This is a genomic window from Acinetobacter sp. ANC 4862 (genome assembly GCF_004336635.1).
GTDB lineage: Bacteria > Pseudomonadota > Gammaproteobacteria > Pseudomonadales > Moraxellaceae > Acinetobacter.
The window spans coordinates 1-23809 of sequence record NZ_SJXH01000029.1; the positions used below are offsets into that span (position 1 = coordinate 1).

The 23809-nt window shown below is 41.1% G+C and carries 17 protein-coding genes; 8 read left to right on the top strand and 9 right to left on the bottom strand.

Translation table 11 applies throughout. The annotated features are described in order from the left end of the window. Window positions 1–145 precede the first annotated feature (145 nt). Both ppk1 and mtgA read right to left on the bottom strand, forming a co-directional pair. Window positions 146–2227: a polyphosphate kinase 1 gene (ppk1, locus tag E0409_RS12100; protein ID WP_131291220.1), complete on the bottom strand. Its 2082-nt coding sequence runs from the start codon at window positions 2225–2227 to the stop codon at window positions 146–148. Window positions 2228–2338: 111 nt separating this feature from the next. Then, a complete protein-coding gene (mtgA, locus tag E0409_RS12105; protein WP_067724298.1) occupies window positions 2339–3013 on the bottom strand; it encodes a monofunctional biosynthetic peptidoglycan transglycosylase in 675 nt (224 codons plus the stop codon). A gap of 79 nt (window positions 3014–3092) precedes the next feature. On the opposite strand from mtgA, the gene E0409_RS12110 reads away from it, so the two are divergent. Beyond that, window positions 3093–3905, top strand: coding sequence for a rhomboid family intramembrane serine protease (locus E0409_RS12110; RefSeq protein ID WP_131291222.1), 813 nt, complete (start codon window positions 3093–3095; stop codon window positions 3903–3905). Between the two features lie 32 nt (window positions 3906–3937). Here E0409_RS12110 and E0409_RS12115 read toward each other — a convergent pair whose 3' ends face one another. Continuing rightward, complete coding sequence (locus E0409_RS12115) at window positions 3938–6400, bottom strand: ABC transporter permease (protein WP_131291224.1); 2463 nt, start codon at window positions 6398–6400, stop codon at window positions 3938–3940. 1 nt (window position 6401) lies between these two features. Then, window positions 6402–7130, bottom strand: a complete 729-nt coding sequence (locus tag E0409_RS12120; RefSeq protein WP_131291226.1) for an ABC transporter ATP-binding protein — start codon at window positions 7128–7130, stop codon at window positions 6402–6404. A gap of 11 nt (window positions 7131–7141) precedes the next feature. Between E0409_RS12120 and E0409_RS12125 the strand changes: the two genes are divergently transcribed. Beyond that, complete coding sequence (locus E0409_RS12125; protein ID WP_131291228.1) at window positions 7142–7771, top strand: arylesterase; 630 nt, start codon at window positions 7142–7144, stop codon at window positions 7769–7771. 35 nt (window positions 7772–7806) lie between these two features. Here the strand turns inward: E0409_RS12125 and E0409_RS12130 are convergent, their stop codons facing one another. After that, window positions 7807–8421 (bottom strand): carbonic anhydrase, encoded by a 615-nt coding sequence (locus E0409_RS12130; protein WP_067724303.1) that lies wholly within the window; start codon window positions 8419–8421, stop codon window positions 7807–7809. Window positions 8422–8731: 310 nt separating this feature from the next. Here E0409_RS12130 and E0409_RS12135 point away from each other — a divergent pair, with 310 nt between their 5' ends. Then, the gene (locus E0409_RS12135; RefSeq protein ID WP_131291230.1) at window positions 8732–9763 is read left to right on the top strand and encodes an alpha/beta fold hydrolase; all 1032 of its coding nucleotides are present in this window, start codon (window positions 8732–8734) and stop codon (window positions 9761–9763) included. 14 nt (window positions 9764–9777) lie between these two features. Further along, on the top strand, window positions 9778–10785 hold the full coding sequence (locus tag E0409_RS12140; protein ID WP_131291232.1) for a hypothetical protein: 1008 nt from the start codon (window positions 9778–9780) through the stop codon (window positions 10783–10785). An 85-nt stretch (window positions 10786–10870) separates the two neighbouring features. Here the strand turns inward: E0409_RS12140 and nfuA are convergent, their stop codons facing one another. Next, the gene (gene nfuA / locus E0409_RS12145) at window positions 10871–11509 is read right to left on the bottom strand and encodes a Fe-S biogenesis protein NfuA (RefSeq protein WP_131291234.1); all 639 of its coding nucleotides are present in this window, start codon (window positions 11507–11509) and stop codon (window positions 10871–10873) included. A gap of 159 nt (window positions 11510–11668) precedes the next feature. Between nfuA and E0409_RS12150 the strand changes: the two genes are divergently transcribed. Then, window positions 11669–12286, top strand: coding sequence for a rhomboid family intramembrane serine protease (locus E0409_RS12150; protein WP_131291236.1), 618 nt, complete (start codon window positions 11669–11671; stop codon window positions 12284–12286). 219 nt (window positions 12287–12505) lie between these two features. Further along, window positions 12506–14056, top strand: a complete 1551-nt coding sequence (locus tag E0409_RS12155; RefSeq protein WP_131291238.1) for a hypothetical protein — start codon at window positions 12506–12508, stop codon at window positions 14054–14056. A 71-nt stretch (window positions 14057–14127) separates the two neighbouring features. Here E0409_RS12155 and E0409_RS12160 read toward each other — a convergent pair whose 3' ends face one another. Beyond that, window positions 14128–15747, bottom strand: coding sequence for an inorganic phosphate transporter (locus E0409_RS12160; protein ID WP_131291240.1), 1620 nt, complete (start codon window positions 15745–15747; stop codon window positions 14128–14130). A 430-nt stretch (window positions 15748–16177) separates the two neighbouring features. Here E0409_RS12160 and metH point away from each other — a divergent pair, with 430 nt between their 5' ends. Beyond that, on the top strand, window positions 16178–19870 hold the full coding sequence (gene metH, locus E0409_RS12165) for a methionine synthase (protein WP_131291243.1): 3693 nt from the start codon (window positions 16178–16180) through the stop codon (window positions 19868–19870). Between the two features lie 71 nt (window positions 19871–19941). Here the strand turns inward: metH and E0409_RS12170 are convergent, their stop codons facing one another. Both E0409_RS12170 and E0409_RS12175 read right to left on the bottom strand, forming a co-directional pair. Further along, complete coding sequence (locus E0409_RS12170; RefSeq protein WP_252151813.1) at window positions 19942–21156, bottom strand: RES domain-containing protein; 1215 nt, start codon at window positions 21154–21156, stop codon at window positions 19942–19944. A gap of 278 nt (window positions 21157–21434) precedes the next feature. Then, window positions 21435–21797 (bottom strand): endonuclease domain-containing protein, encoded by a 363-nt coding sequence (locus E0409_RS12175; protein ID WP_131291247.1) that lies wholly within the window; start codon window positions 21795–21797, stop codon window positions 21435–21437. Window positions 21798–22071: 274 nt separating this feature from the next. On the opposite strand from E0409_RS12175, the gene dhaK reads away from it, so the two are divergent. Then, window positions 22072–23802 carry a dihydroxyacetone kinase subunit DhaK gene (gene dhaK / locus E0409_RS12180; RefSeq protein ID WP_131291249.1) on the top strand — a complete coding sequence of 577 codons (1731 nt, stop codon included), beginning with the start codon at window positions 22072–22074 and terminating at the stop codon, window positions 23800–23802. Window positions 23803–23809 lie beyond the last annotated feature (7 nt).

Genomic DNA, 23809 nt, shown 5'->3' on the forward strand with positions numbered 1-23809 from the left:
GAGAGAAAAACCTTAAAAGCTTTATTCATGCCCGATAAAATACCGATAAAACAAAAGGAAGCTCAATTGAGCCTCCTTTTATGAAAAATTGTGGGACAGCAGTGGTCCAAAGACTCCCTTATCTCTTCCTCGATACTGGAAGGAATTATTTGATGATATCCAATAATATTCTTTGTGCATTATGCGGCTCTTGACCTTCTGCGACTGTTGCACGCAACCAGGTTCCATCGCCTTGCAACAGCCACGCTTGCTGATTGTCTTTCAAATACGTCAGCAAACCTTGCTGATAAATACGTTTTTTCAGTGCTGGGTCTTCAATGGGGAAGCAGGCTTCAACACGGTTAAATAAATTACGATCCATCCAGTCTGCACTGGAACAGAAAATTCGGGCATTGCCATTATTGCCAAAGTAATACACACGGGTATGTTCTAAAAAACGACCGACAATTGAACGCACACGAATATTTTCGGAAAGCCCCGGTAAACCAGGACGTAAACAGCAAATTGAACGAATAATCAAATCAATTTTTACACCGGCTTGCGAAGCTTCATATAACTTGTTAATCAGCTGCATTTCAGTGAGTGCATTTACCTTGACAATGATTTGCGCAGGCTTGCCTGCTTTGGCATTGGCAATTTCTTCATCAATAAAATTGATCAGTTGAGCATGCAGGGTAAATGGCGCATGCAGCAGTTTTTTCAACTTCGCCATTTTCCCCATACCGGTCAATTCCTGAAAAATGCGATGCACATCTTCACACAGTTCTTTATCGGTGGTCAGCAAGCCATAGTCGGTATAAATACGGGCATTGCCTGCATGATAGTTACCTGTACCCAAATGTACATAACGCACCAGTTTGTTATTTTCGCGGCGCACCACCAGAATCATTTTGGCATGGGTTTTATAACCGACAATACCGTACACTACCACGGCACCGGCTTCTTGAAGCACATTCGCGACTTCAATATTGGATTCTTCATCGAAACGTGCACGCAGCTCAATGACCGCTGTGACTTCTTTACCATTTCGTGCCGCTTCTGCAAGTACCTGAACAATTTCAGAATCTGCTCCACTACGATACAAAGTTTGCTTAATCGCGAGCACTTGCGGATCACGTGCTGCTTCACGCAACAAATTGATGACTGGTGCAAAGGATTCAAACGGATGATGTAAAAGAATGTCTTGTTTCTGCATGGCAGAGAAAATATTTTCAGACTTCTTCAATACTGTCGGAATAATCGGGGTATGGGAATCATAACGTAAATGTGGACGTTTAAAATTCGACAATAAACGCGCCAGGTTTACCGGACCCGCTACTTTGTAAAGCTGTTCTTGGTGGAGATCAAATTCATCCAGCAAATATTCATAGATATGTTCAGGACAGTTTTGAGTCACTTCCAGACGTACTGCACGGCCAAAACGACGCGAATTCAGCTCCCCTTTTAAAGCTTTAGCTAAATCTTCGACATCTTCGTTTAAAGCCAAGTCGGCATTACGTGTGACACGGAATTGATAGCAACCTGTGGCAGTCATACCTGGGAATAAATCGGAAACATGCTCATGAATAATCGCAGATAGCATGACATGATGCTCTTTGCCATCGGTGAGTTCATCCGGCAAACGGACTACTCGCGGTAATGAACGCGGTGCAGGCACAACCGCCAAATCAATTTGACGACCAAAAGCATCTTTCCCTTCCAAGGTCACAATAAAGTTTAAGCTTTTGTTGACTAAACGTGGAAATGGATGGGCTGGATCTAGACTAATCGGAGTCAGCACTGGAGCCACTTGCTCTTGGAAATACTTTTTAATCCAGACCGATTGAGCAGGTGTGAGTTCTCCACGACGCAAGAAGCAAATATCTTCTTCACGCAATTTTGGCAGAATTTCTTCATTTAAAATACGGTATTGGCGTTCGATGGCAGCATGTGCTGTTTTAGAAATAATCTCTAACACTTGCTTTGGGGTTAACCCATCCGGACTATGACTTTCATTGCCTAAATCGAGTTGCTCCATCAGTCCTGCAAAACGAATTTCAAAAAACTCATCCAGATTACGCGAGAAAATAAGCAAGAAATTCATGCGTTCAAGTAAAGGATGTAGTGGATCAACCGCCTGTTCTAATACACGCAGATGAAAATCTAAAATAGAAAGTTCACGATTAATATAGCGATCGTTATATGCATATTCTGTTTGTGTAGGAGATGTGCCTGCTGCAGTATTCATACCTAACCTATGATTATTCGAAAGTGATCCATATCTTCATAAGTATGCTTCAAAATCATGACAATTTCATAAAAAAACCCAAAAATTTGGGCTTTTTATTATGGTCTTGAATTAGGGAATATTGCTATAACGCATATATTTTTGAATCATACGTTTACGGTATTGTAGTTTTCGGTCATCACGGTGGTCTTGGTAATATTTTGGATTAGGTAAAATGGCCGCTAAAAAAGCTGCTTGTTCACGACTCAAACTTCTCGCACTTTTGCCAAAATAATGTTGGGTAGCTGCTTCTACACCGTAAATATTATCGCCAAATTCAACCGAGTTTAAATACACTTCTAAAATACGTTGCTTCGTCCAGACGCGCTCCATCATCCACGTTGCAACAGCTTCTTGACCTTTACGCAGAAATGAACGCTTATTATATAAGAATAGATTTTTCGCCAATTGCTGGGAAATGGTTGAACCGCCAGCCACCACTTTGCCTTTGTCTTTATTCCGTTCTAAGGCAAATTGCATGCCCGCCCAATCAAAACCATGATGTTGTAAAAACTTACCATCTTCTGCTGCAACCACTGCATGCTTAAGGTAGTCACTGATTTGATCGTAATCACGCCATTGATGTTTGATCGGCTTAGACGGCTCTGACCAATAATCCAGACGCATCATCATGGTCGTGTCAACCGGATGGGTTCTCCACCACACCAGACTTGAAAATATCCAAAGTTGTACTAAAAGCACCAAACTGACAAGTATTAACAAACTACGAACAATAAAAGCTTTCATGTCAGTGAGTTACTCCAAAATATCTGTTTTTTCGTGCTAAGCTTGAAGCTGAATATAGCAAAGATTATAAAAGAATAGCATGGCTGAATTTTCACCTCCCCCCATTCAAAGTAAACCTGAGGTTCACCTTTGGTGGCTGACTGCACTTTTTATTGCCATCAATATCGGTTTGTTTCTCTGGCAAGTGCTCACAGGGGTCAATATTACCAGCCCAAGTCTGGTCGACGCTATTCATTGGGGAGCTGATTATGCACCTTTAACCTTTTTAGAGGAACCCACCCGCCTGTTTACAAGCATGTTTTTTCATTTTGGCTTGATCCATTTAATGCTCAATATGTGGGCCTTGTATATTTTCGGCAGTGTGGCAGAACAACTTTTGGGTCGATTCTATTATTTAGGTTTATATATTCTTGCAGGCCTGATGGGAAGTTTGCTCAGTGGCTTTATCGATATTCAAAATACCTTTGAACTGCTGCAAACCCATGATCCTAAACTTTTCCCTACCGTCAGTGCTGGTGCATCTGGAGCGGTGATGGGTCTTGGTGGCGCATTAACGGTTTTGTCTTTATTGCCCATCTTACCCAAGCAGCGTTTTATTTTAGATAAAAAAACCTTGGTCATGGTGATGGGGATTAACCTGTTTATTGGCTTCACTATGCCTGGGATTAATAATGCTGCCCATATTGGCGGTATGCTGATGGGCGCAGTATTAGCGGCTATTTGGTACTTGGGACAACACATTCATAAACCCCGTTTAGGCTTTCTTCTAGGTTTGGGTGTGGGTATAGTGACCTGCTCTGTATTTTATGATTACTGCATGCAACAAGTGCAAATCCTTGAACCAGTTTGGCGTCAAATTCTTGCAGCCATGCGCGCACAACTGCAGTTTTAATGTTAATGAATCCTGTTTGTGAGATGAATCTATTATTGATTCATCTCTCGCAAACTTTGTAATGGTGGGATATCGCAAAGATAACTTAAGCGATAACGTCCAATCAGGGCACAAACCACGGTCATTAAAATCGGTAAAATCAGCCAAATTTCCCAATGCGCCTGAATGGTCAAATTCATTTTATAGCTGGCGATCGCGCTAATCACTTCTGCAAACAGACATGAAACCACACCGGCCATGAATCCAATAAAACCGATCTCCACACTCATCATTTGTTTTAGCTTTTGTTTGGAACTGCCAAATGAGCGCAGCAAAGCCACTTCCCGTTTGCGTTCATCCATCAACAGGTTCAAACAGGCCACTAAAACCAAAATCCCAGAGACACTGACCAATAGCGCGAGTATGGTAATAATTTGCACCAGCACATTTACCAGGCGTTTCACTTCATCCAGAATCAAACTGACATCAATAAAAACCGTATTGGAAAATTGCTGAATCACGGAAATCAGTTGTTTTTTATCCTGTTCGGGCACATAAAAACTACCCAAATAGCTACCCGCATTTTCATCCATAGTCTTGGGTGCAAAAATAAAGAAAAAATTCGGACTAAAACTTTCCCATTCGACACTACGCAAATTAATGACTTTGGCTTGGATTAAACCTTCAGGCAAACTAAAGGTCAGTCGATCACCTATTTTAATGCCCAGTTCTTCAGCTGTTTTTACTTCAACTGAAACATCACCTGCCCGTTGCAATGCTGCTGTGCCCTGCACGATTTTATTGTCCGTAGGATATTCTGCGGTTTGGGTTAAATTAAGTTCACGGCGCAAAGACTCATTGCTTTTAAGCAAGTTTTCCGAAAAAGGCTGATCATTTTTTGCCACCAGTCGCCCACGGATATTGGGATAAAGTGGCGTACTATGCCAACCCCGTTGCTCAAGCTGTGCTTTAAATAAAGGCATATCAAACGGCGGCAAGCCATAAACAAATTGATTCGGTGTACCTTCTGGCAATTGTTGCTGCCAACGCTCAAGCAAATCCGTTCGCAGTACCGCCAAGACGGTAATCAAACTTAGACCGAGTGCCAAAGCGGTAATTTGAAAGGCAGTTTGATAAGGCGCGCGAATATAAGCTGAAATGGACCACTTCAAGCTTTTAATCAGTTTTAAGCAGCCCCAAATCAGCATATACAGCACCGTACACAAGATGATAATTGCACCGATCACCCAAGCAGTCAGCACAATATTTTCCGTCAGTACCACACTAAACAGCACCAGACTGGCTGTTCCCATCAGCAACATCCATAGCATGGATTGTACTGATTTTTCTTGCTGGCGAATCACACGAATAGGCGGTGTATTCAGCAACTGCCATAAACTTGGCACGATAAAACCCAGTAACACCACTGCACTGGTCAGCATCGCAATCGGCAATGGCCCAAACAGCATATCCCATACAGAAAATTCAATTTGCAGATGTGGAATCAGTTGCAGCATCAGTTGCAACAAACCATATCCAAGCGCGACCCCTGCAAGACTGCCAATCGCCATTGCGACAATTAGGACCACGCTCAATAAAGCCAAGTACGCGCTAAGAATTTGTCTTTTTGTTGCCCCGATACAACGCATCAGTGCAATGCTATCCTGATTTTGTTGCACATAACGCTGACTGGTTAATGCAATCGCAATACCGCACAGCAAAATGGTCAAAATATTGGTGAGTTGCAGAAAGGTATCTAGATTGGCAATCGGCTTCATTAAACGAGTATTACCTTCACTGGCATTACGCAGCTTCAGGCTGGTTTGTTCATTCTGTATTTTGCTTTGCGCAGATTTATGCAGCTGATTGAAATCCTGTTCAAACTGTTTGGTCTGTTGGGCAGCCCCTGCCATCAATAAACGATATTCAACCCGACTGCCAATTTGAATGGCATTGGTTCGGGCAATGTCGGCTTGGGAAATAATTACCGTGGGCGAAAAACCGGAAAAGCCCAGTTCCTGATTGGAATCATGTTCAATTTTAGCAGTGACTTTAAAGGTTCCATCAGCAATATTGACGCTATCCCCGACTTTGACATGCAACAAATCCATAGCACGATTACTCAGCCAGACTTCTCCTGCCTGAATTTTCTGTGCCTTTGGGGCAACCCGAATTTCACCACGCAAAGGAAAAGCATCATCAATGGCTTTGACATTGACCATCACAAATTGATCATTGGTATGCGCCATCGAACTGAATGTGGTGACTTCAGATTGTTGTAACGCTAATTGATCAGCTTTATGTTGCCACTTTTTTTCAAGCGGCTGATTGTCGCTCAGGACTAAATCCCCTGCCAGCATTTCAGCCGCTTGTAATGCAACGGCATTTTGAATCTGTTCATTACTGAATTTCAGTGCCGTGGTCGCACTAATGGCCAAAGTCAAAGCAATGATCAGTAAGTAAACGCCGGTACTTTTAAAACTCTGGGTCAGCAAGGGTCGAAATAGCGGATTCATTTCAGCCCTCACCGTTACGATGTTCAATCAAGCGACCATCAAGCAGTTCAAAATGACGCTGACATTGTTCAGCCAATGTTGGATCATGGGTCACCAAAACCAAGGTCGTGCCAAATTCACGATTCAGCTGAAATAACAGTTGCTCAATTTCTTTAGCTGTTTGGGTATCTAAATTACCTGTAGGTTCATCGGCAAAAATGATTTTCGGGTCGCTAATTAAAGCACGCGCAATGGCAACACGTTGCTGTTCCCCACCAGAAAGCACTTTGGGCGTTTGTGTCGCCTGGCGTTCTAAACCGACTTTTTTAAGCAAAGCCAATGCCTTTTTTTCAGCGGCTGCAAAATTAAAATTCTTCTGTAAGCGCAGCGGCAACATCACATTTTCTACCGCGGTTAAATGCGGCAACAGTTGGAAAGACTGGAATACAAAGCCAATATATTTTAAACGTACCAGTGCACGTTGTTCTTCATTCAGTTCTGCAATCGATTCACCACAAACCACCAATTTCCCTGAACTGGCTTGATCTAAGGTCGCCAGTATTCCAAGCAAGGTCGATTTTCCTGAACCTGAACGCCCGGTAATGGCAACCTGTTCACCCGCCAAAATATCCAGACTGAAATTTTCGAAAATAATAAATTCCTTTTGAGGAAGTTTTATCTTTTGTGTCAGTTGTTGTGCAGAAATTATTGCTTGTGGCATGATGGAATGGTCACTCGTCACTTGGATCATAAAATCCCTATATGCAAAATCGCAATCTAAAAACTCGTGTATTTGCTTGCCTGGCGCTGTTCAGCCTGTGTCTTGCTCCAGTGGTGGTGTCTGCTAAAACCATTATGATTCTGGGTGACAGTATTAGCGCAGGCTATGGCATACAAGCACAGCAAGGTTGGGTACATTTATTACAAAAACGTCTAGAGCAACAGTATCCGAAACGACATAAAGTGGTCAATGCCAGTGTCAGTGGTGAAACCACCAGCGGTGCCTTGGCACGCTTGCCTAAATTATTGCAAATTCATAAACCGCATATTGTGGTAATTGAGTTAGGTGGAAATGATGGTTTACGCGGTCAATCACCGCTATTGATTCAAAAAAACCTGGCTAATTTAATTCAACAAAGTCAGAAAGCTAAAGCCACTGTGCTGGTTTTTGGAATGAAAATTCCACCGAATTACGGTACCGCCTATAGCAAAGCTTTTGAAAAAAATTACAAGATTGTGAGTCAACAGTACAAAGTAAAATTGATGCCATTCTTTTTAGAAGGAATTGCAGGCAAGAAAAACTTGATGCAACAGGATTTAGTTCATCCCAATGCAACCGCACAAAGCATTTTACTAAACAATGCTTATCCCTATATAAAAGGCGCTTTATAAAGCGCCTTTTGTTCAGTTTGAAGCTTAATTTTATTTTAAAAATCAAAAAACAAAACTTCACCCGTTTCTAGAGAATATTCTGCACCAACAATTTTCAACTGGCCTTTGGCAATAAGGCATTCTAAAACCGCAGAACCATGACGCAGCTGATTCACAGAGGCAAAAACATTAGAACGAACTGCATGTTTCGACAGTTTAGCCAAATCGTTTTTCAATTCAGTTTGCATCAATGTTTCAACCGATGGGCGAACACGGTTGACAATAGACATCAGGTTTAATGAAGGTGGATGATCTGGATTCATCAAGGTATCAATGGTCGCCTGAATAGCGCCACAATGACTATGCCCTAATACCACCACGACAGCGCAATCATAACGTTCTGCAGCAAATTCCACACTGCCGACCTGTGAAGGTGCAACCACATTACCTGCCACACGGATGACAAATAAATCACCTAAACCCTGATCAAACACCATTTCAGCAGGAACACGAGAATCTGAACAACCCAAGACGATGGCAAAAGGATTTTGATTTCCTGCCATTTCTGCCCGTTGCTGATGTGAAAGTTGTTTGGGGTGTGTCGTTTCCCCCGATACAAAACGCTGGTTCCCTTTTTTTAAACGATCTAAAGCTTCTTCTGCTGTTAGCATGCTGGTCTTCCAATGTTTTAAGTTACAATATTTTAATGCGATGAAATTGGAAAGTCACTTGCAAAAAGAATAGCTGATTAATTAATAACAAAGTTACAAAATATTTTATTTAGCTCATAAATTTGATCTGGTGCACACTTTTCAGGATTCACGTAACGGAATTCAAAAAACTATTCAGTGACAATTATTTAATAATAATTACAATAAACTACAGACATTTTTAAAAAAATAAAATGCAGTAAAAATCAGATGATTTTTATATGATTGCGTATAAAGAATTATCGTCATTAACACATTAGGATGATGATCAATGACACCGCTTCACTCGATTTTATCCCGCTTTTTGCAAATGACGTGCTTAGCACTTTCTATCAGCACGCCTCTTTATTCTTATGCAGCAATAAATAAAACACCCCGTGATGCTCAACTCTCATTAGAAAATTATTTAGTTAAAGAACGTAATGCAGCCGGCTTACGCAGTAAAACCATTAAAATTGATGATATTAGCTGGAGTTATAGTGAAGGTGGCTCCAGCAATAAACCTGCCGTATTACTCATTCATGGTTTGGCGGGAAATCGAGATAATTGGAATGGGGTGGCACATTTTTTAACACCTTATTACCATGTGATTATTCCAGACCTTCCTGGCAATGGTGAAAGCAAAGTTGCAGATAATTTTGATCTGTCTGTTCCCAATGTCACGCAACGCTTACGCCGTTTTGTTGAAGCCATTAAAGTTGAAGATAAACTGAATATTGCCGGACACTCGCTGGGTGGCTCCATTGCAACTGTTTATGCATCACAATATCCATTTGATACGCAAAGTCTGTTTTTACTCAATAGCGTAGGCATCTATAAACAGGCCAATACCGCCTATACCAAAGACCCTTATTTTTTAAAGCATCTGATTGTGTCTAAACCGGGCGATCTAGACGATGTGATAGGTCAAGTGATGCAAACCCCACCAGACTTACCACTTTATTTTAAAAAAGCACAAGAAAAAAGACTGATTTCGCAATCAGTGCAAACCCGTAAAATGATTGAACAATTGATCACCCTGAGTCGTATTTATACGCCTGAATCATTTGCCCGACTGACACGAACCATTGAAGCACCCGCGCTAATCCTTTGGGGCAAGCAAGATAAGATCATTAATGTTGAAGCGGCAAATGAATTACAATCTTTATTAAAGCGGGCCGAAACGCCTATTATTTTAAATAATGTCGGGCACATGCCTATTTTAGAAGCAGAACAACAAGTGGCGAACCACTATTTACCTTTTCTAGCAAAAACCCAAAAGTTAAAAAACCCACTTGCTGATAAACTTATCCCATTAAATTAGCTTGCAGAGACAGTATGCAAAAACATCCGATGATTGAGCAATTGATCGAAGCTCATCTTGACTTTTTAGAGCAGGAGTTTTCACATACTGCCACGATTGAAAATGAGTTTTTGAATTTTTATCACTGGTTTAGAAAACAAACCTTGCAGGATATCTGGTCATTTGAACAAATCAACGCGCTATTTCAAAAGCAGATTTTAGCCACCCCTGCGAGTACTTTTTTAATTGAGCAAATTACCGAACATCTTCGTTTTGCTTTAATTCATCCAGCCAATGAAAACACACAAATTGCGGATGTGATTCCGGTATTAACCGTCGATAAAATTGCGCAATATGTCGCGAGTAAAAGTGGACATCGTCAACGCCTGATTAAAACCGTAGTCAACAACCCTGCTTTTTCAGCCATGATCACGCAATTGATTCAACATTCAATTCAGGATTATTTAGATAATTCGGTGATGGCAAAACGTGTTCCGGGTGTTTCACGTTTTATGAAAATGGGGAAATCGGTTTTAGAAACCGTGACTGACTCCAATCTGGATGAGACCATTGGCCATTATCTGCAAAAGAATATTTTAAAGCTCAGCCAAATGAGTGAGCATGTTTTAAATCAACATTTTGATGATGAAAAGCTGTATCACTTCCAGGCCAATTTGTGGCATAAAATTAAAGATATGCCTTTAACGGTATTAAAGAACTATATCGAAGTTCAAGACCTGCCTAACACTGTGGGCTTAGGGCATGAAATTTGGGATCATCTGCGTCAAACAGAATATTTAAAACAACAAGTTCATGATGGTGTTTATGCCTGGTATACCCGGAATCAGCAGCGTAGTTTTGACCTGTTACTCCGCGACTTGAATATTGATGAAGCCTTAATTCAACAGGAATTACAGCAATTGTTAGCACCTGTTGTTCAAAAGCTCGTTTCATCCGAATATTTAAGAGAACGTGCAAGAGCCTATTTAGAAAAGTTTTATTATGCTGAAACAGCACAGAAAATTTTAAAGATTGAACAATAAAAAAAGCCGCGTGAAGCGGCTCTGTTCTTTCATATTCAAAAAATAACCTCCATATAGGAGGTTATTTTTAAAGTACTTTCAGAACTTACTTGAAGTAAGCACCTTCAGTATTGCTGTGGTCAGTTTGGTCAACCACACGTGCCAACTCAGGAACATGTTGTTTTAAGGTTGTTTCAACGCCTTGTTTCAAGGTCAAATCAATCGATGAACAACCTTGGCAACCACCACCGAATTTTAATACAGCAGTTAGGCCATGTTCTTCATCTTCAACAATTTCAACTAAGGCACAGTTACCGCCATGACCTGCAAGACCCGGGTTAATTTCGGCTTGCAATACATAGGTAATACGCTCTTCAATCGAAGCATCCGCACCTACGCGTGGCACTTTTGAGTTGGGTGCGCGGAATGTCAATTGACCGCCAAAACGGTCTTTATTGTAATCAATCACCGCATCTAACAAATATGGGATAGATGGAGCATCAATATAAGCCGCAAAATTTGGGTAATCTTGTTTATAGTCTGTAGGAATCACTTCTTCAGGTGCACTATATGCCATACAACATTCAGCACGTGGCGTACCAGGATTTTCCACAAAAATACGTACAGCAATCCCTGGAGTGTTTTGTTTTTCAAGCAAATCAAACAAATACTCTTGTGCCGTTGGCGTAATCAATAAATTTGGAATTTCTTCTGCAACTGCAGCGCTGATGTTCTCAGTCGACATAATCATATTTCCTCAAGCTGAAGTGATCATTTTAACTGAAGATGCGGGGTAATAAAAAAAAATCAACTAAAATTGTCGGAATTATTATAAAAGTTCGTCTTAACACTTCATTTAATGGCATTATTAGCTATAAATATTTAAAAATTGAACTGTCACTTTATGCTAGATTTACCTTTTAACCATACTGTTAGCCTGATCCTGATTACAGTGGCTGTTTCACTGATTGCATTTTCCAATCAGAAGGTCATGAGCCGTCTTATTTTTTGGCCCCCTGCAATGCAACGTGGGCAATATGACCGCTTTATTACTCATGGTTTTGTCCATGCTGATGGCGCCCATCTGATTTTTAATATGATTACGCTATTCTTTTTTGGTAGTGTGATTGAAAGTTTTTACCGACAGTATTTTTTTGATCTTGGCTTTGTTTTGTTCTACTTAGGCGGCTTGATTGTTGCCATTATTCCAAGTTATCTCAAACATAAAAATGATCACCGATGGGCAAGTTTAGGCGCTTCCGGTGCAGTTTCGGCAGTTTTGTTTGCTTATATTCTATTTGAACCGTGGAAACTGATTTTTGTTTTCTTTATTCCTGTACCGGCGATTATTTTTGCAATTTTATATATCGCTTACAGTATCTGGTCAGGCAAACGTGGCAATTCCAACATCAACCATAGTGCACATCTTTGGGGAGCTGCATACGGGGTGATCATGACGATCATTCTTGAACCGCGTGTTATTCCACACTTTTTGAACAAGTTGGTACAATTGCCTTTCTAGAGTTTATGGTTCACCTATCAATATTCCAAGATGCGGAAGGCGTTTCTAAATAATCCTAAAATGATCATATTTACACCTTAAGGAGCTTCGGCTCCTTTTTTGCCGTTTTTTTGAAAAAGATTTACACAATTTTGTCATTAAATGCTACCCATCAAATCAATTTGGCATAGATAATGTAGACATCTGTATATTAATGATCAAAAAAACGAGATTTTTTGCATGTCCACTTCATTAGATGGTCTTCAATTCCCTATCAATCCCACCAGCAATAAACCCAGCAGCTCCCAGACAGGCAAAGAAATTATTGCTGAAGCTTTATCGATTGTTGACAACAAGTCATCAATGAATGCCCTTGCGGAAAAAAACTGGCGTAAGCGTTATCCTATCTATTTTAAAGCCTTGGTTGAACAAGGTATCCGTAACCTCAACAATCCGATTACCATTGCAAAACAAGGCTTACATAAGGCCCATCATAGCTTTGACTTTTACAGAAATGGGCAACGCTATTTACTTAAAGACATCATGAAGGATATCGATACAGCAAACTTATATACGGTTCAGCTGAAAGGTGAAAGTGAGACTGCCCCTGAGTGGTATGTGCCATATAAAGGACAAAAATTACAAGGTCAGGCTTTACTCGATCAAATTCAAACCTGGCAAAATGCAGGCATTATAGAACCAAGCCATGCAGATGCTTTACGTGCTGCACATGCACATCCTGAATGGTTTGATCTTTCTGATCGCACCATGGTCTTATTTGGTGCAGGTTCTGAAGCCGGCCCACTGAGCTGGCTGTCTAAATGGAAAGCCAATATTGTGGCCGTCGATTTACCCAACAGTCGAGTTTGGGACAGAATTTTAACGACCATCCAACAAGGCAATGCAACCCTATATGCACCCTGTGCGGAAAATTTGGCAGACGATACGCCAACGGCCACACTCAAAGAGAAATTGGGGGCCGATTTACTCACTCAAACCCCTGAAATTGCCCATTGGCTAATCCAAAGTGAACGTCAGCTAGACCTTGCAGCCATTGCCTACTTAGATGGTGAAAAACACGTCCGGGTATCTATGGCAATGGACAGCATTATGCAGTACGTCAGTGAGCAAAAGGCTGACACCAGTCTAATGTTCATGTGTACCCCAACCGATGTCTATGCCATTCCTAAAGAAATTGTAGAGGCTTCAAATCTGAAGTTACTACAGCGCTCAAAATCGCAACGTATCATCAGTGAAAGCATTTCGATGATTTCTGCTCAGCACTTTTTCAAGAAAAATCTGGATGCATTGATCAGCTCTGATAATGGCCACGAATACGGGATTGCAGACTGCCTGGTGGTGGAGCAAGGTCCAAACTATGCGTTGGCAAAACGAATTCAACAATGGCGTGCAATATTGGCCCGTCATTATGGACAGCGTGTCAGCATCAATATTGCGCCCTCTACCACTACGCATTCGGTGACTAAAAATCCGTTATTGAAAGCCGCATTTAATGGTGCAAGCTTGTTTGATGTTGAATCTTTTCATCCGGAAACGACCAATGCGCTGATGGCCGCATTATGGATTTATGATTTGCGTCATCCAGAATCGGTAGCGAATCCAGAAACGCCTTTGGATCATCCATTAGAGTTAATGATGAAAGGTGCCAACCATGGGGGTTTATGGCGTGTGGCCTATTTGGCCCGTACCGCACTGCCTTTTGCTGCACTGTATGGCCTTGCCAATGAAAAATTGCCAATTAAGAAGATGTTTAAAGTATTTAAGAAATAGTTTTTACTATTACTTTTTATGAGCATAAAAAAAAGCTGCAATTGCAGCTTTTTCTATTTCAAACAAATATCTTAAACAAACTGTAAGAACAACCAGAACAGACCACCAGATAAACAAATCGTAGCAGGTAGCGTGAAAATCCATGCTGAAAGAATGGTGCGTACCATCTGGAAGTTTAAGCCAGATTTATTGGCCACCATGGTACCTGCAACAGCACTGTTTAATACGTGTGTTGTCGATACTGGCATACCCAAACCATCTGCTGCGGCAATAGTGGTCATAGCAACAAGTTCGGCTGACATGCCTTGGCCATAAGTCATATGACTTTTACCAATACGCTCACCCACTGTTACCACAATACGTTTCCAGCCCACCATGGTTCCAAGACCAAGCGCAAGCGCTACTGCCACTTTTACCCAGGTCGGAATATATTGCAGGAATGAATCGAGGTTTTTACGGTATTCCTTGACTGTCTTGGCTTGACTTTCTGACATTGCAGGAAACTGTTCCGCTTTATCTAAACGCTTGAATGCCGTCGTGCTTAAGTACATATCATTACGAATAGTAGAAACTTCTTTTTCTGGAATATCTTTTAGATCACCATATTCGGCAACGTGATTACCCAAGTGATCGGTCAAACTTGCCAAAGCAGGCACCACTTCAGGTGACATCTCTTTAGTTTGAATATACTTGGTCAACACTTCACGAGCTTGTGTATCAGGAATATCCTGATGATTTGGATAAATAACTGCCGCAGTTTGCTCAGATAACTGTTCAAATGATTGGATATGCTTCGCGTCCAAGTTTTTATTCAATGAGTAAGCCAAAGGTACACAACCGATCAAGATCAGCATGATTAAGCCCATACCTTTTTGACCATCATTTGAACCATGCGCAAAACTTACCCCGGTACAGGTAAAAATCAAGATGGCACGAATTAAAGGTGGTGGTGGTTGATTGCCTTTTGGAGGTTGGAACAATTCCATTTGTCTTTTAAAGACTTTCTTCACCAACAAAAATAAAATTGCAGCAAAAGCGAAACCAATCAAAGGCGAAAACAACAGTGCTTTACCGACTTTAAGCACTTGGTCCATGTCGACACCACTGGCACCATTACCCGAATTCAGCAGGTAGTTCATGATGCCCACACCTAAAATCGAACCGATTAAAGTATGTGAACTAGACGCTGGAATACCCAGGAACCAGGTACCCAAGTTCCATAAAATAGCGGCTATCAGCATGGCAAAAACCATGGCAAAACCTGCACCTGAACCGACATTCATGATCAGTTCAACAGGCAATAAAGCAATGATGCCGTAGGCTACTGCGCCACTTGCCACCATTACCCCAAGGAAATTACAAAAACCTGCCCACATCACAGCAACAGGTGCAGACAAGGCATTGGTATAAATGACTGTCGCTACCGCATTGGCAGTGTCATGAAAACCATTAACAAATTCAAAGCCTAAAGCGATTAACAAGGCGGTCGCTAACAGAATAACGGAATATAAACTTAATGCAGGAACATGTGTCAAATCGGCAGAAACTTGAAAGCCGATGTACACCAAAGTAGAAATAATAACCGTAAGAAACACCGGCATAAAAAATTTAGGTGTAGGAACATGCACATTCGTCGATTTCGCGGGTGCTGAATGCGCCTGATCTTGGACGGGAGGAATATTAGAATTCATGCAGACGGTTCAAGGGGATAATAAAATCCCCTTATTGTTCAATTTAATTGTGACAATTATATGACAAAAAGCTGTCATATAAAGCCAATTTTTAATAATTGACTTAATTTAATTCACTCGGCCTTCTCTTGGGGAGTGGAACTGTTTTAAATCCATAATTTAAAAATATTTAAAGCCCAAAATAGTTTGTGCCTCAATATTTCAAAGTACCTGGATACATGTATAAAAAATCTTTCCGATCAACCAACCACTCAACTTTTTCTTTTCCATGCTGAATGTTAAGGGTGTCATATTTCAATTCGATGAAAAATTCGGCACAAATGGGCTTATTTTAAGCAGTGCTTAACGAAGTCGGCTGAATATTCCTCAAATGCAGTCTAATTCTGTTAAAATAATGCCCATTTTGTATTCCATCGGATTGGGGTTATTTATGTCCACGCTTGCCACCCTGAAAGAGCTTCTCGCCAAACGCATCCTGATTATTGACGGTGCCATGGGTACCATGATTCAACGCCATAAACTGGAAGAAGCGGATTATCGTGGTGAGCGTTTTGCTGACTGGGCATCTGACTTAAAAGGCAACAATGACCTTTTAGTCCTCACTCAACCGCAGATTATTCAAGGCATTCATGAAGCTTACCTGGATGCCGGTGCAGACATTATTGAAACCAACAGCTTCAATGGCACACGTGTTTCGATGTCTGACTACCACATGGAAGACTTGGTTCACGAAATCAACTTCGAAGCTGCGCGTATTGCCAAAGAAGCATGTAAAAAATATTCAACACCAGACAAACCACGTTTTGTTGCCGGTGTGCTTGGACCGACATCTCGTACCTGTTCGATCTCACCGAATGTAAATGACCCGGCATTTCGTAACATTACTTTTGATGAATTAAAAGAAAATTATATTGAAGCTGCACATGCCTTAATTGAAGGTGGTGCCGATATTCTGCTGATTGAAACGGTATTCGATACACTGAACTGTAAAGCTGCGATTTTTGCAGTGAAAGAAGTATTTAACCAGTTAGGTTATGAATTGCCGTTGATGATTTCCGGTACCATTACCGATGCTTCAGGTCGTACCTTAACTGGTCAAACTGCTGAAGCGTTCTGGAACTCGGTTCGTCATGGTGATTTGCTTTCAGTTGGTTTTAACTGTGCCTTGGGTGCAGATGCGATGCGTCCACACGTCAAAACTGTGGGTGATGTCGCTGATGTCTTTATTTCCGCGCATCCCAATGCAGGTTTACCAAATGCATTTGGTGGTTATGATGAAACCCCTGAACAAACTGCAGCATTCCTTAAAGAATTTGCAGAAAGCGGCTTAATCAATATTACCGGTGGTTGCTGTGGTACCACTCCAGATCATATCCGTGCCATTTATAATGCAGTCAAAGACATTAAACCGCGTCAGATTCCTGAGATTGAACCGGCTTGCCGTCTTTCAGGTTTAGAACCATTTAACATCACCAAAGATTCCTTGTTTGTAAACGTCGGTGAACGTACCAACGTAACCGGTTCAAAAAAATTCGCCCGCTTGATTCGTGAAGAAAACTATACCGAAGCTTTGGAAGTGGCTTTGGATCAAGTGCAAGGTGGCGCACAGATTGTCGACATCAACATGGATGAAGGCATGCTGGACTCGCAAGCAGCAATGGTGAAATTCCTGAATCTGATTGCCTCTGAACCGGATATTTCTCGCGTACCGCTTATGATTGACTCATCAAAATGGGAAATTATTGAAGCCGGCTTGAAATGCGTACAAGGTAAAGCCGTGGTCAACTCTATTTCCTTAAAAGAAGGTTATGACGAGTTTGTCGGAAAAGCGCGCCTTTGCCGCCAGTATGGTGCTGCAGTCATTGTCATGGCGTTTGACGAAGATGGTCAGGCCGACACAGCGGCACGTAAGCGTGAAATCTGCAAACGTTCGTATGATATTTTGGTCAATGAAGTCGGCTTCCCTGCTGAAGACATCATTTTCGATCCAAACGTGTTTGCCATTGCTACAGGTATTGAAGAACACAACAACTACGCAGTCGATTTCATTGAAGCGACGGGCTGGATTAAACAGAACCTTCCGCACGCCATGATTTCTGGTGGTGTATCCAACGTATCGTTCTCTTTCCGTGGTAACGAACCAGTTCGTGAAGCCATTCATGCCGTGTTCCTTTATCATGCCATTCAACAAGGCATGACCATGGGGATTGTGAATGCAGGTCAGTTGGCAATTTATGATGACATCCCTGCTGAATTAAAAGCTGCGGTTGAAGACGTTGTTCTGAACCAAAACCAAGGTGAAAGCGGTCAGGATGCCACTGAAAAATTGCTTGAAGTTGCTGAACAATACCGTGGCAAAGGCGGTGCGCAGCGCGAAGCCGAAAACCTTGAATGGCGTGAAGAGTCTGTTGAAAAACGTCTTGAGTATGCATTGGTTAAAGGTATTACTGCGTATATTGATATCGACACTGAAGAAGCACGCTTAAAAGCTGCCCGTCCTTTAGATGTGATTGAAGGGCCGTTGATGTCCGGCATGAACGTGGTCGGCGACTTGTTCGGTGCAGGTAAAATGTTCCTGCCGCAGGTTGTAAAATCGGCACGCGTAATGAAACAAGCCGTGGCTTGGTTGAACCCGTACATTGAAGCGGAAAAAACCGAAGGTCAGACCAAAGGGAAAATCCTGATGGCGACGGTTAAAGGCGACGTACATGATATTGGTAAAAATATTGTGGGCGTGGTACTGGGCTGTAACGGTTATGACATTGTTGACCTTGGCGTAATGGTACCTGCGGAAAAAATCCTGCAAACCGCGATTGATGAAAAAGTCGATATTATTGGTTTGTCCGGTTTGATTACACCATCATTAGACGAAATGGTCTTTGTTGCCAAAGAAATGCAGCGTAAAGGTTTCCATGTACCGCTCATGATTGGTGGTGCGACGACTTCTAAAGCACATACCGCAGTGAAGATTGACCCGCAATATTCAAATGATGCGGTGATTTATGTGGCCGATGCTTCACGTGCAGTCGGTGTTGCAACTTCCCTGCTTTCACCTGAAATGAAACCTGAGTTCATTAAAGGTTACCGTGAAGAATATGCCAAAGTTCGTGAGCGTATTGCCAACAAGCAACCCAAAGCGGCAAAACTGTCTTATGAAGCTTCAATTGCAAATGGCGTGAAAATTGACTGGGCGAACTATGTACCACCTAAGCCAAATGTGTTGGGTCAGCAAGTTCTGAAAAATTACCCGCTTGAAACATTGGTGCCGTATTTTGACTGGACACCATTCTTTATTTCATGGAGTTTGGCGGGCAAGTTCCCTGCGATTCTGACGGATGAAGTGGTCGGTGAAGCGGCAACTGATTTGTATGAACAAGCGCAAATCATGTTAAAAGATATTGTAGAAAACAAACGTTTTGACGCACGTGCCGTATTCAGCCTTGCTCCTGCAAAACGTACCGGTGCAGATACCGTTTCGATTTACGATGAAAATCAAACTGCAACGCACAAATTTGAACATACCCGTCAGCAGTCTGACAAAGTTTCAGGTAAACCGAACTTCTCATTGGCAGATTTTATTGCACCTGAAGATGCCAAGCTTGAAGATTACTTGGGTGGTTTCACGGTATCAATTTTTGGTGCGGAAGAATTGGCGCATGAATATAAAGCTAAAGGCGATGACTACTCTGCAATTTTGGCACAGTCTTTAGGTGACCGTTTTGCAGAAGCTTTTGCTGAGCATTTGCATGAGCGTATTCGTAAAGAGTTCTGGGGTTATCAAGCTTCTGAACAGTTGTCGAATGATGAGCTGATTAAAGAGAAGTATGTCGGGATTCGTCCTGCACCGGGTTACCCTGCTTGCCCTGAACACTCTGAAAAAGCGACCTTATTTAACTGGTTAGATTCAACCAATGCCATTGGTACCGAACTGACTTCTAGTTTTGCAATGTGGCCACCTTCAAGTGTCAGCGGCTTCTATTACAGCAACCCGCAGTCTGAATACTTTAATGTCGGTAAGATTGCGCAGGATCAGCTGGACAGTTATGCAGAGCGTAAAGGCTGGTCGATGGATGAAGCGAAGCGTTGGTTAATGCCAAACTTAGATGATTCGATAGATATTTAAATCATCCTCCTCAACCCTCCTTTGAAAAAAAAGGGAGTAAAAAAGCCCTCTTAATGAGGGCTTTTTATTTCTTAATCTCCCCTAACCCTTCTTTGAAAAGAGGGGAATTTTCGCGTATCCATTGAATTATGTGACAGCTCCTCCTGGGAGGGATAAATCCAATCAGTTGACTCTCTCAATCTTGGATGAGATATGTATTCAATCTCAGTAGTAATAGCAATTGATTTAACTTGTGAAATGCTTAACCCATATCTTGAATCTTTATTCCAAGAAAAATACACCTTATTGTTACCTGTTGAAAAAGATCTATCAATTCCTTGATTAGTAACTTCTGGAAATAGAATAATATTATCAGCAGAAGGCAACTGAACTGATTTTAAATAAATTCCATGAATCTGAGCACCAAATTTAACTCTTAGATATTCAAAAAAGTACTGGCTTATCAAATAATCAAATTTCCCACTTTCAAGCTTTGGCTTGGACACACTTGCGATTAATTTTTTAAAAAATATATAAACATCCAATTTTTCTATATAGTTTTCATCTAAATGATGAGGATACAAACCATTTGCCAATTTATTTAGATTTAATAGTATTAGTTCTTCTCTATTACAGAATTGAGCAATGCCAACATATTGCCCTACTAAAGCTCTAATTTCAGCCACGCAAGCCATTTTATCTGTGGACAAATAAAGAGCGGATATACCAAAAGGTGTCATTCGTTGATCACTAGCTAAAAACGAAGGCACTAATCCAAATTTATCTCTAATATTTTTTGCTATTACTTCATTTTCTGTTTCAAATTCAATTGCTAAATTATCTTCATTAATTTCTTTCAGTAGACCTTTAAAGCTATCGAAACTTCTCCCACGATATAAAATTGAATTTGGTGTGATAATATTCAAAAGTGATTGATTGATATTTTGGCTATCTAGCAAGTATGCGAATGTATGATCTAAAAAATCCATCAATTTCGAGTTAAAGAATCTAAATTCATGTTTAAAGCTTTTCTGAATGCTCTCCCATTCAAATTCTTTGTTACAGCCTTCATATTCTTCTAAGGAATCATCGTAAAGTACTAATAATTCATCACCAAATTTCTCTTCGCCATCCTCTGCTAATTTTTCCGTTAACTCTTCGCATAGTTCGAGTGACTCTATAAAGTTATAAAAATCACTTACCCCATCCTCATCATGCGCCTCAAAAAACCAACCTGCTCTATCTGGTAGATCACTTAAAAATTTATAATTAGTTGATACCACATCAAATAATTTGTTTTTAAACATCCCATAATCCAAATGCAGATGTTCACTTTGACATTTTTCACAAAATTGACTTTCAAAATTTTCATTACTATATGTGTATGGAGGTAATTTCTTCTCAATACAATTTTTACAAAGTAACACTTACACCAACCCCACTAATCTTTTGATAAAAAATTATTAAATTACAATTATTTATTTTTATTAATTTTCATAAAAAATTACCACTTTAAAAGAGTAAAATTTTTAAAAATAATTACTGTTATCAAATTCTTGGTAAGCTTCCTTTATCAAAGGGGGATTTAGGGGGATTCTTTCAAGCAACTTTGATTGATCCTTTCTACCACATCATCAATCTCGCCCAAAACCTGACCATTATCAAACCTCAATACAGTTAGACCCAACTCAGTCAATCTTTGATCCCTTATTCGATCAGCTTCTAAACCTTCATCCGTAAAATGTTGCCCACCATCACACTCAATCACTAAATTCGCTGCGGGACAGTAAAAGTCCACGACGTAATTTAAAATTGGTTTCTGCCTGTAGAACTGCAAACCTAAAATTTGCTTGCCGCGCAGCCGTGCCCAAAGCAGCTTCTCAGCTTCTGTCATGTTATTGCGTAAATCGCGTGAGGCTTGTTTTAAGTTCTTATTGTAGGGTTTCATTTTTATTCTCTTTTATTTTTAATCTCCCCTAACCCCTCTTTAAAAAAGAGGGGGATTTCATGTGTTCAAATAAGTTACATGACAGCTCCTCCCTTTTTCAAAGGGAGGTCGGGAGGGATTTAATCTATTAAAAGTGTACCCAATAATCGCCCCTTTTCTAACCCATTAGTTCCAAATTGCTCATTCTTACAGTTTTAAGTCTGCAAAATTCGCTACTTTCAATAATAATAGATCCATAAATTTATCTCCCAAATTCATAACTATTGGTGTTTCAATGAAAAAATTAATGAACGGTGCTGAAAACATCGTTGTCGAAATGTGCAAAGGTTTTGTTCTGGCACACCCAGAACTCGCATTCAATGAATCATCTAAAATTATTTCACGTAAAGAAAAACACCAAAACGTGGCTTTAATCAGTGGCGGTGGCAGCGGTCATGAGCCTGCACATGCCGGATTTGTGGGACAAGGCATGCTGGATGCTGCGATTTGCGGTGATGTCTTTGCATCCCCGTCGCAAATTCAGGTCTATAAAGCCTTGCAACAAGTTGCGACTGAGAAAGGCGTACTGATGATCATCAAAAACTATTCTGGCGATATGATGAATTTCCAGAATGGTGCTGTCCTTGCTCATGAAGATGGCATTAAAGTCGATTACGTGAAAGTTGCCGATGATATTGCAGTCAAAGACAGCTTATACACTGTAGGCCGTCGTGGCGTTGCCGGTACGGTATTCGTGCATAAAATCGCTGGAGCAGCTGCATCAAAAGGTTATGACTTGGCACGTGTCAAAGAAATCGCGCAAAAAGCAGCGGACAATGTCACCAGCTTAGGTTTTGCCTTTAATTCATGTACCGTACCTGCCAAAGGAACACCCACCTTTACATTGGCTGATGATGAAATGGAATATGGTGTAGGCATTCACGGTGAACCGGGCATCCGTCGTGAAAAAATCCTACCTTCCAATGAATTGGCGCAACGAATTGTCGATGATCTATTCCTCGATCGTCCTAATTTAACCGAAGTTGCGGTACTCATTAACGGTTTTGGTGCAACACCGACACAAGAACTGTATCTGTTCAACCAAGACGTGTGCCAACAGTTAGCGAAAAAAGGGATTAAGATTTACCGTACCTTTGTCGGTAACTATATGACCAGTATCGATATGGCAGGCGCATCCATTTCGTTATTAGCATTAGATGATGAACTCAAAACCTATTTAGATGCACCTGCCAACACTCCTACCTTTAAAATGGATGGTTCCGCTGCCTTAGCCATTGAATTTTCGACCAATGATTCAACAGCAGAACGTGCATTAAATGTAGATGTTGAAACCCATGCAGAACACGCTGAAATTGTGAATGAACAATTTACCATTCACAATATGCGCTATGTGGTTGACGTAATGAGTGCCTGCATTATTAAAAACGAAGTGCCATTTTGTGAGCTGGATGCCCATGCGGGTGATGGTGACTTCGGTATGAGTGTTGCCAAAGGCTTTAAACAGCTCAAACGTCAATGGAACGAGCTTTTGCAAGCTGAACACATGGATGACTTTTTACTCAACTGCTCTATGATTATTATGGAACATTGTGGTGGGGCTTCAGGTCCGATTTGGGGTTCAGCCTTCCGCTCAGCAAGTAAGTCGATTAAAGGCAAAAAAACGCTTTCAGTTACCGATTTTGCGACGATGCTGCAAGATGCGGTAAAAGGCATTCAAACCACAGGTGAACGCTCATTTGGTCGTGGTGCTGTGGTTGGCGACAAAACCCTAATCGATGCATTGATTCCTTGTGCCGATTCGTGGTCTGCAAATACAGATAAAACCTTTAAAGAAAACTTTATCTTAGGTGCACAAACTGCCGTTCAAGGTGCCGAATCCACCAAAGACATCGTAGCGCGTATGGGTCGTGCAGGTACAGTCGGTGACCGTAGCTTGGGCTATCCTGATGCAGGTGCGCATGGTTTAGGTGTGATCTTTACCGATATTGCAGAACATATTAAATAATTCTTGA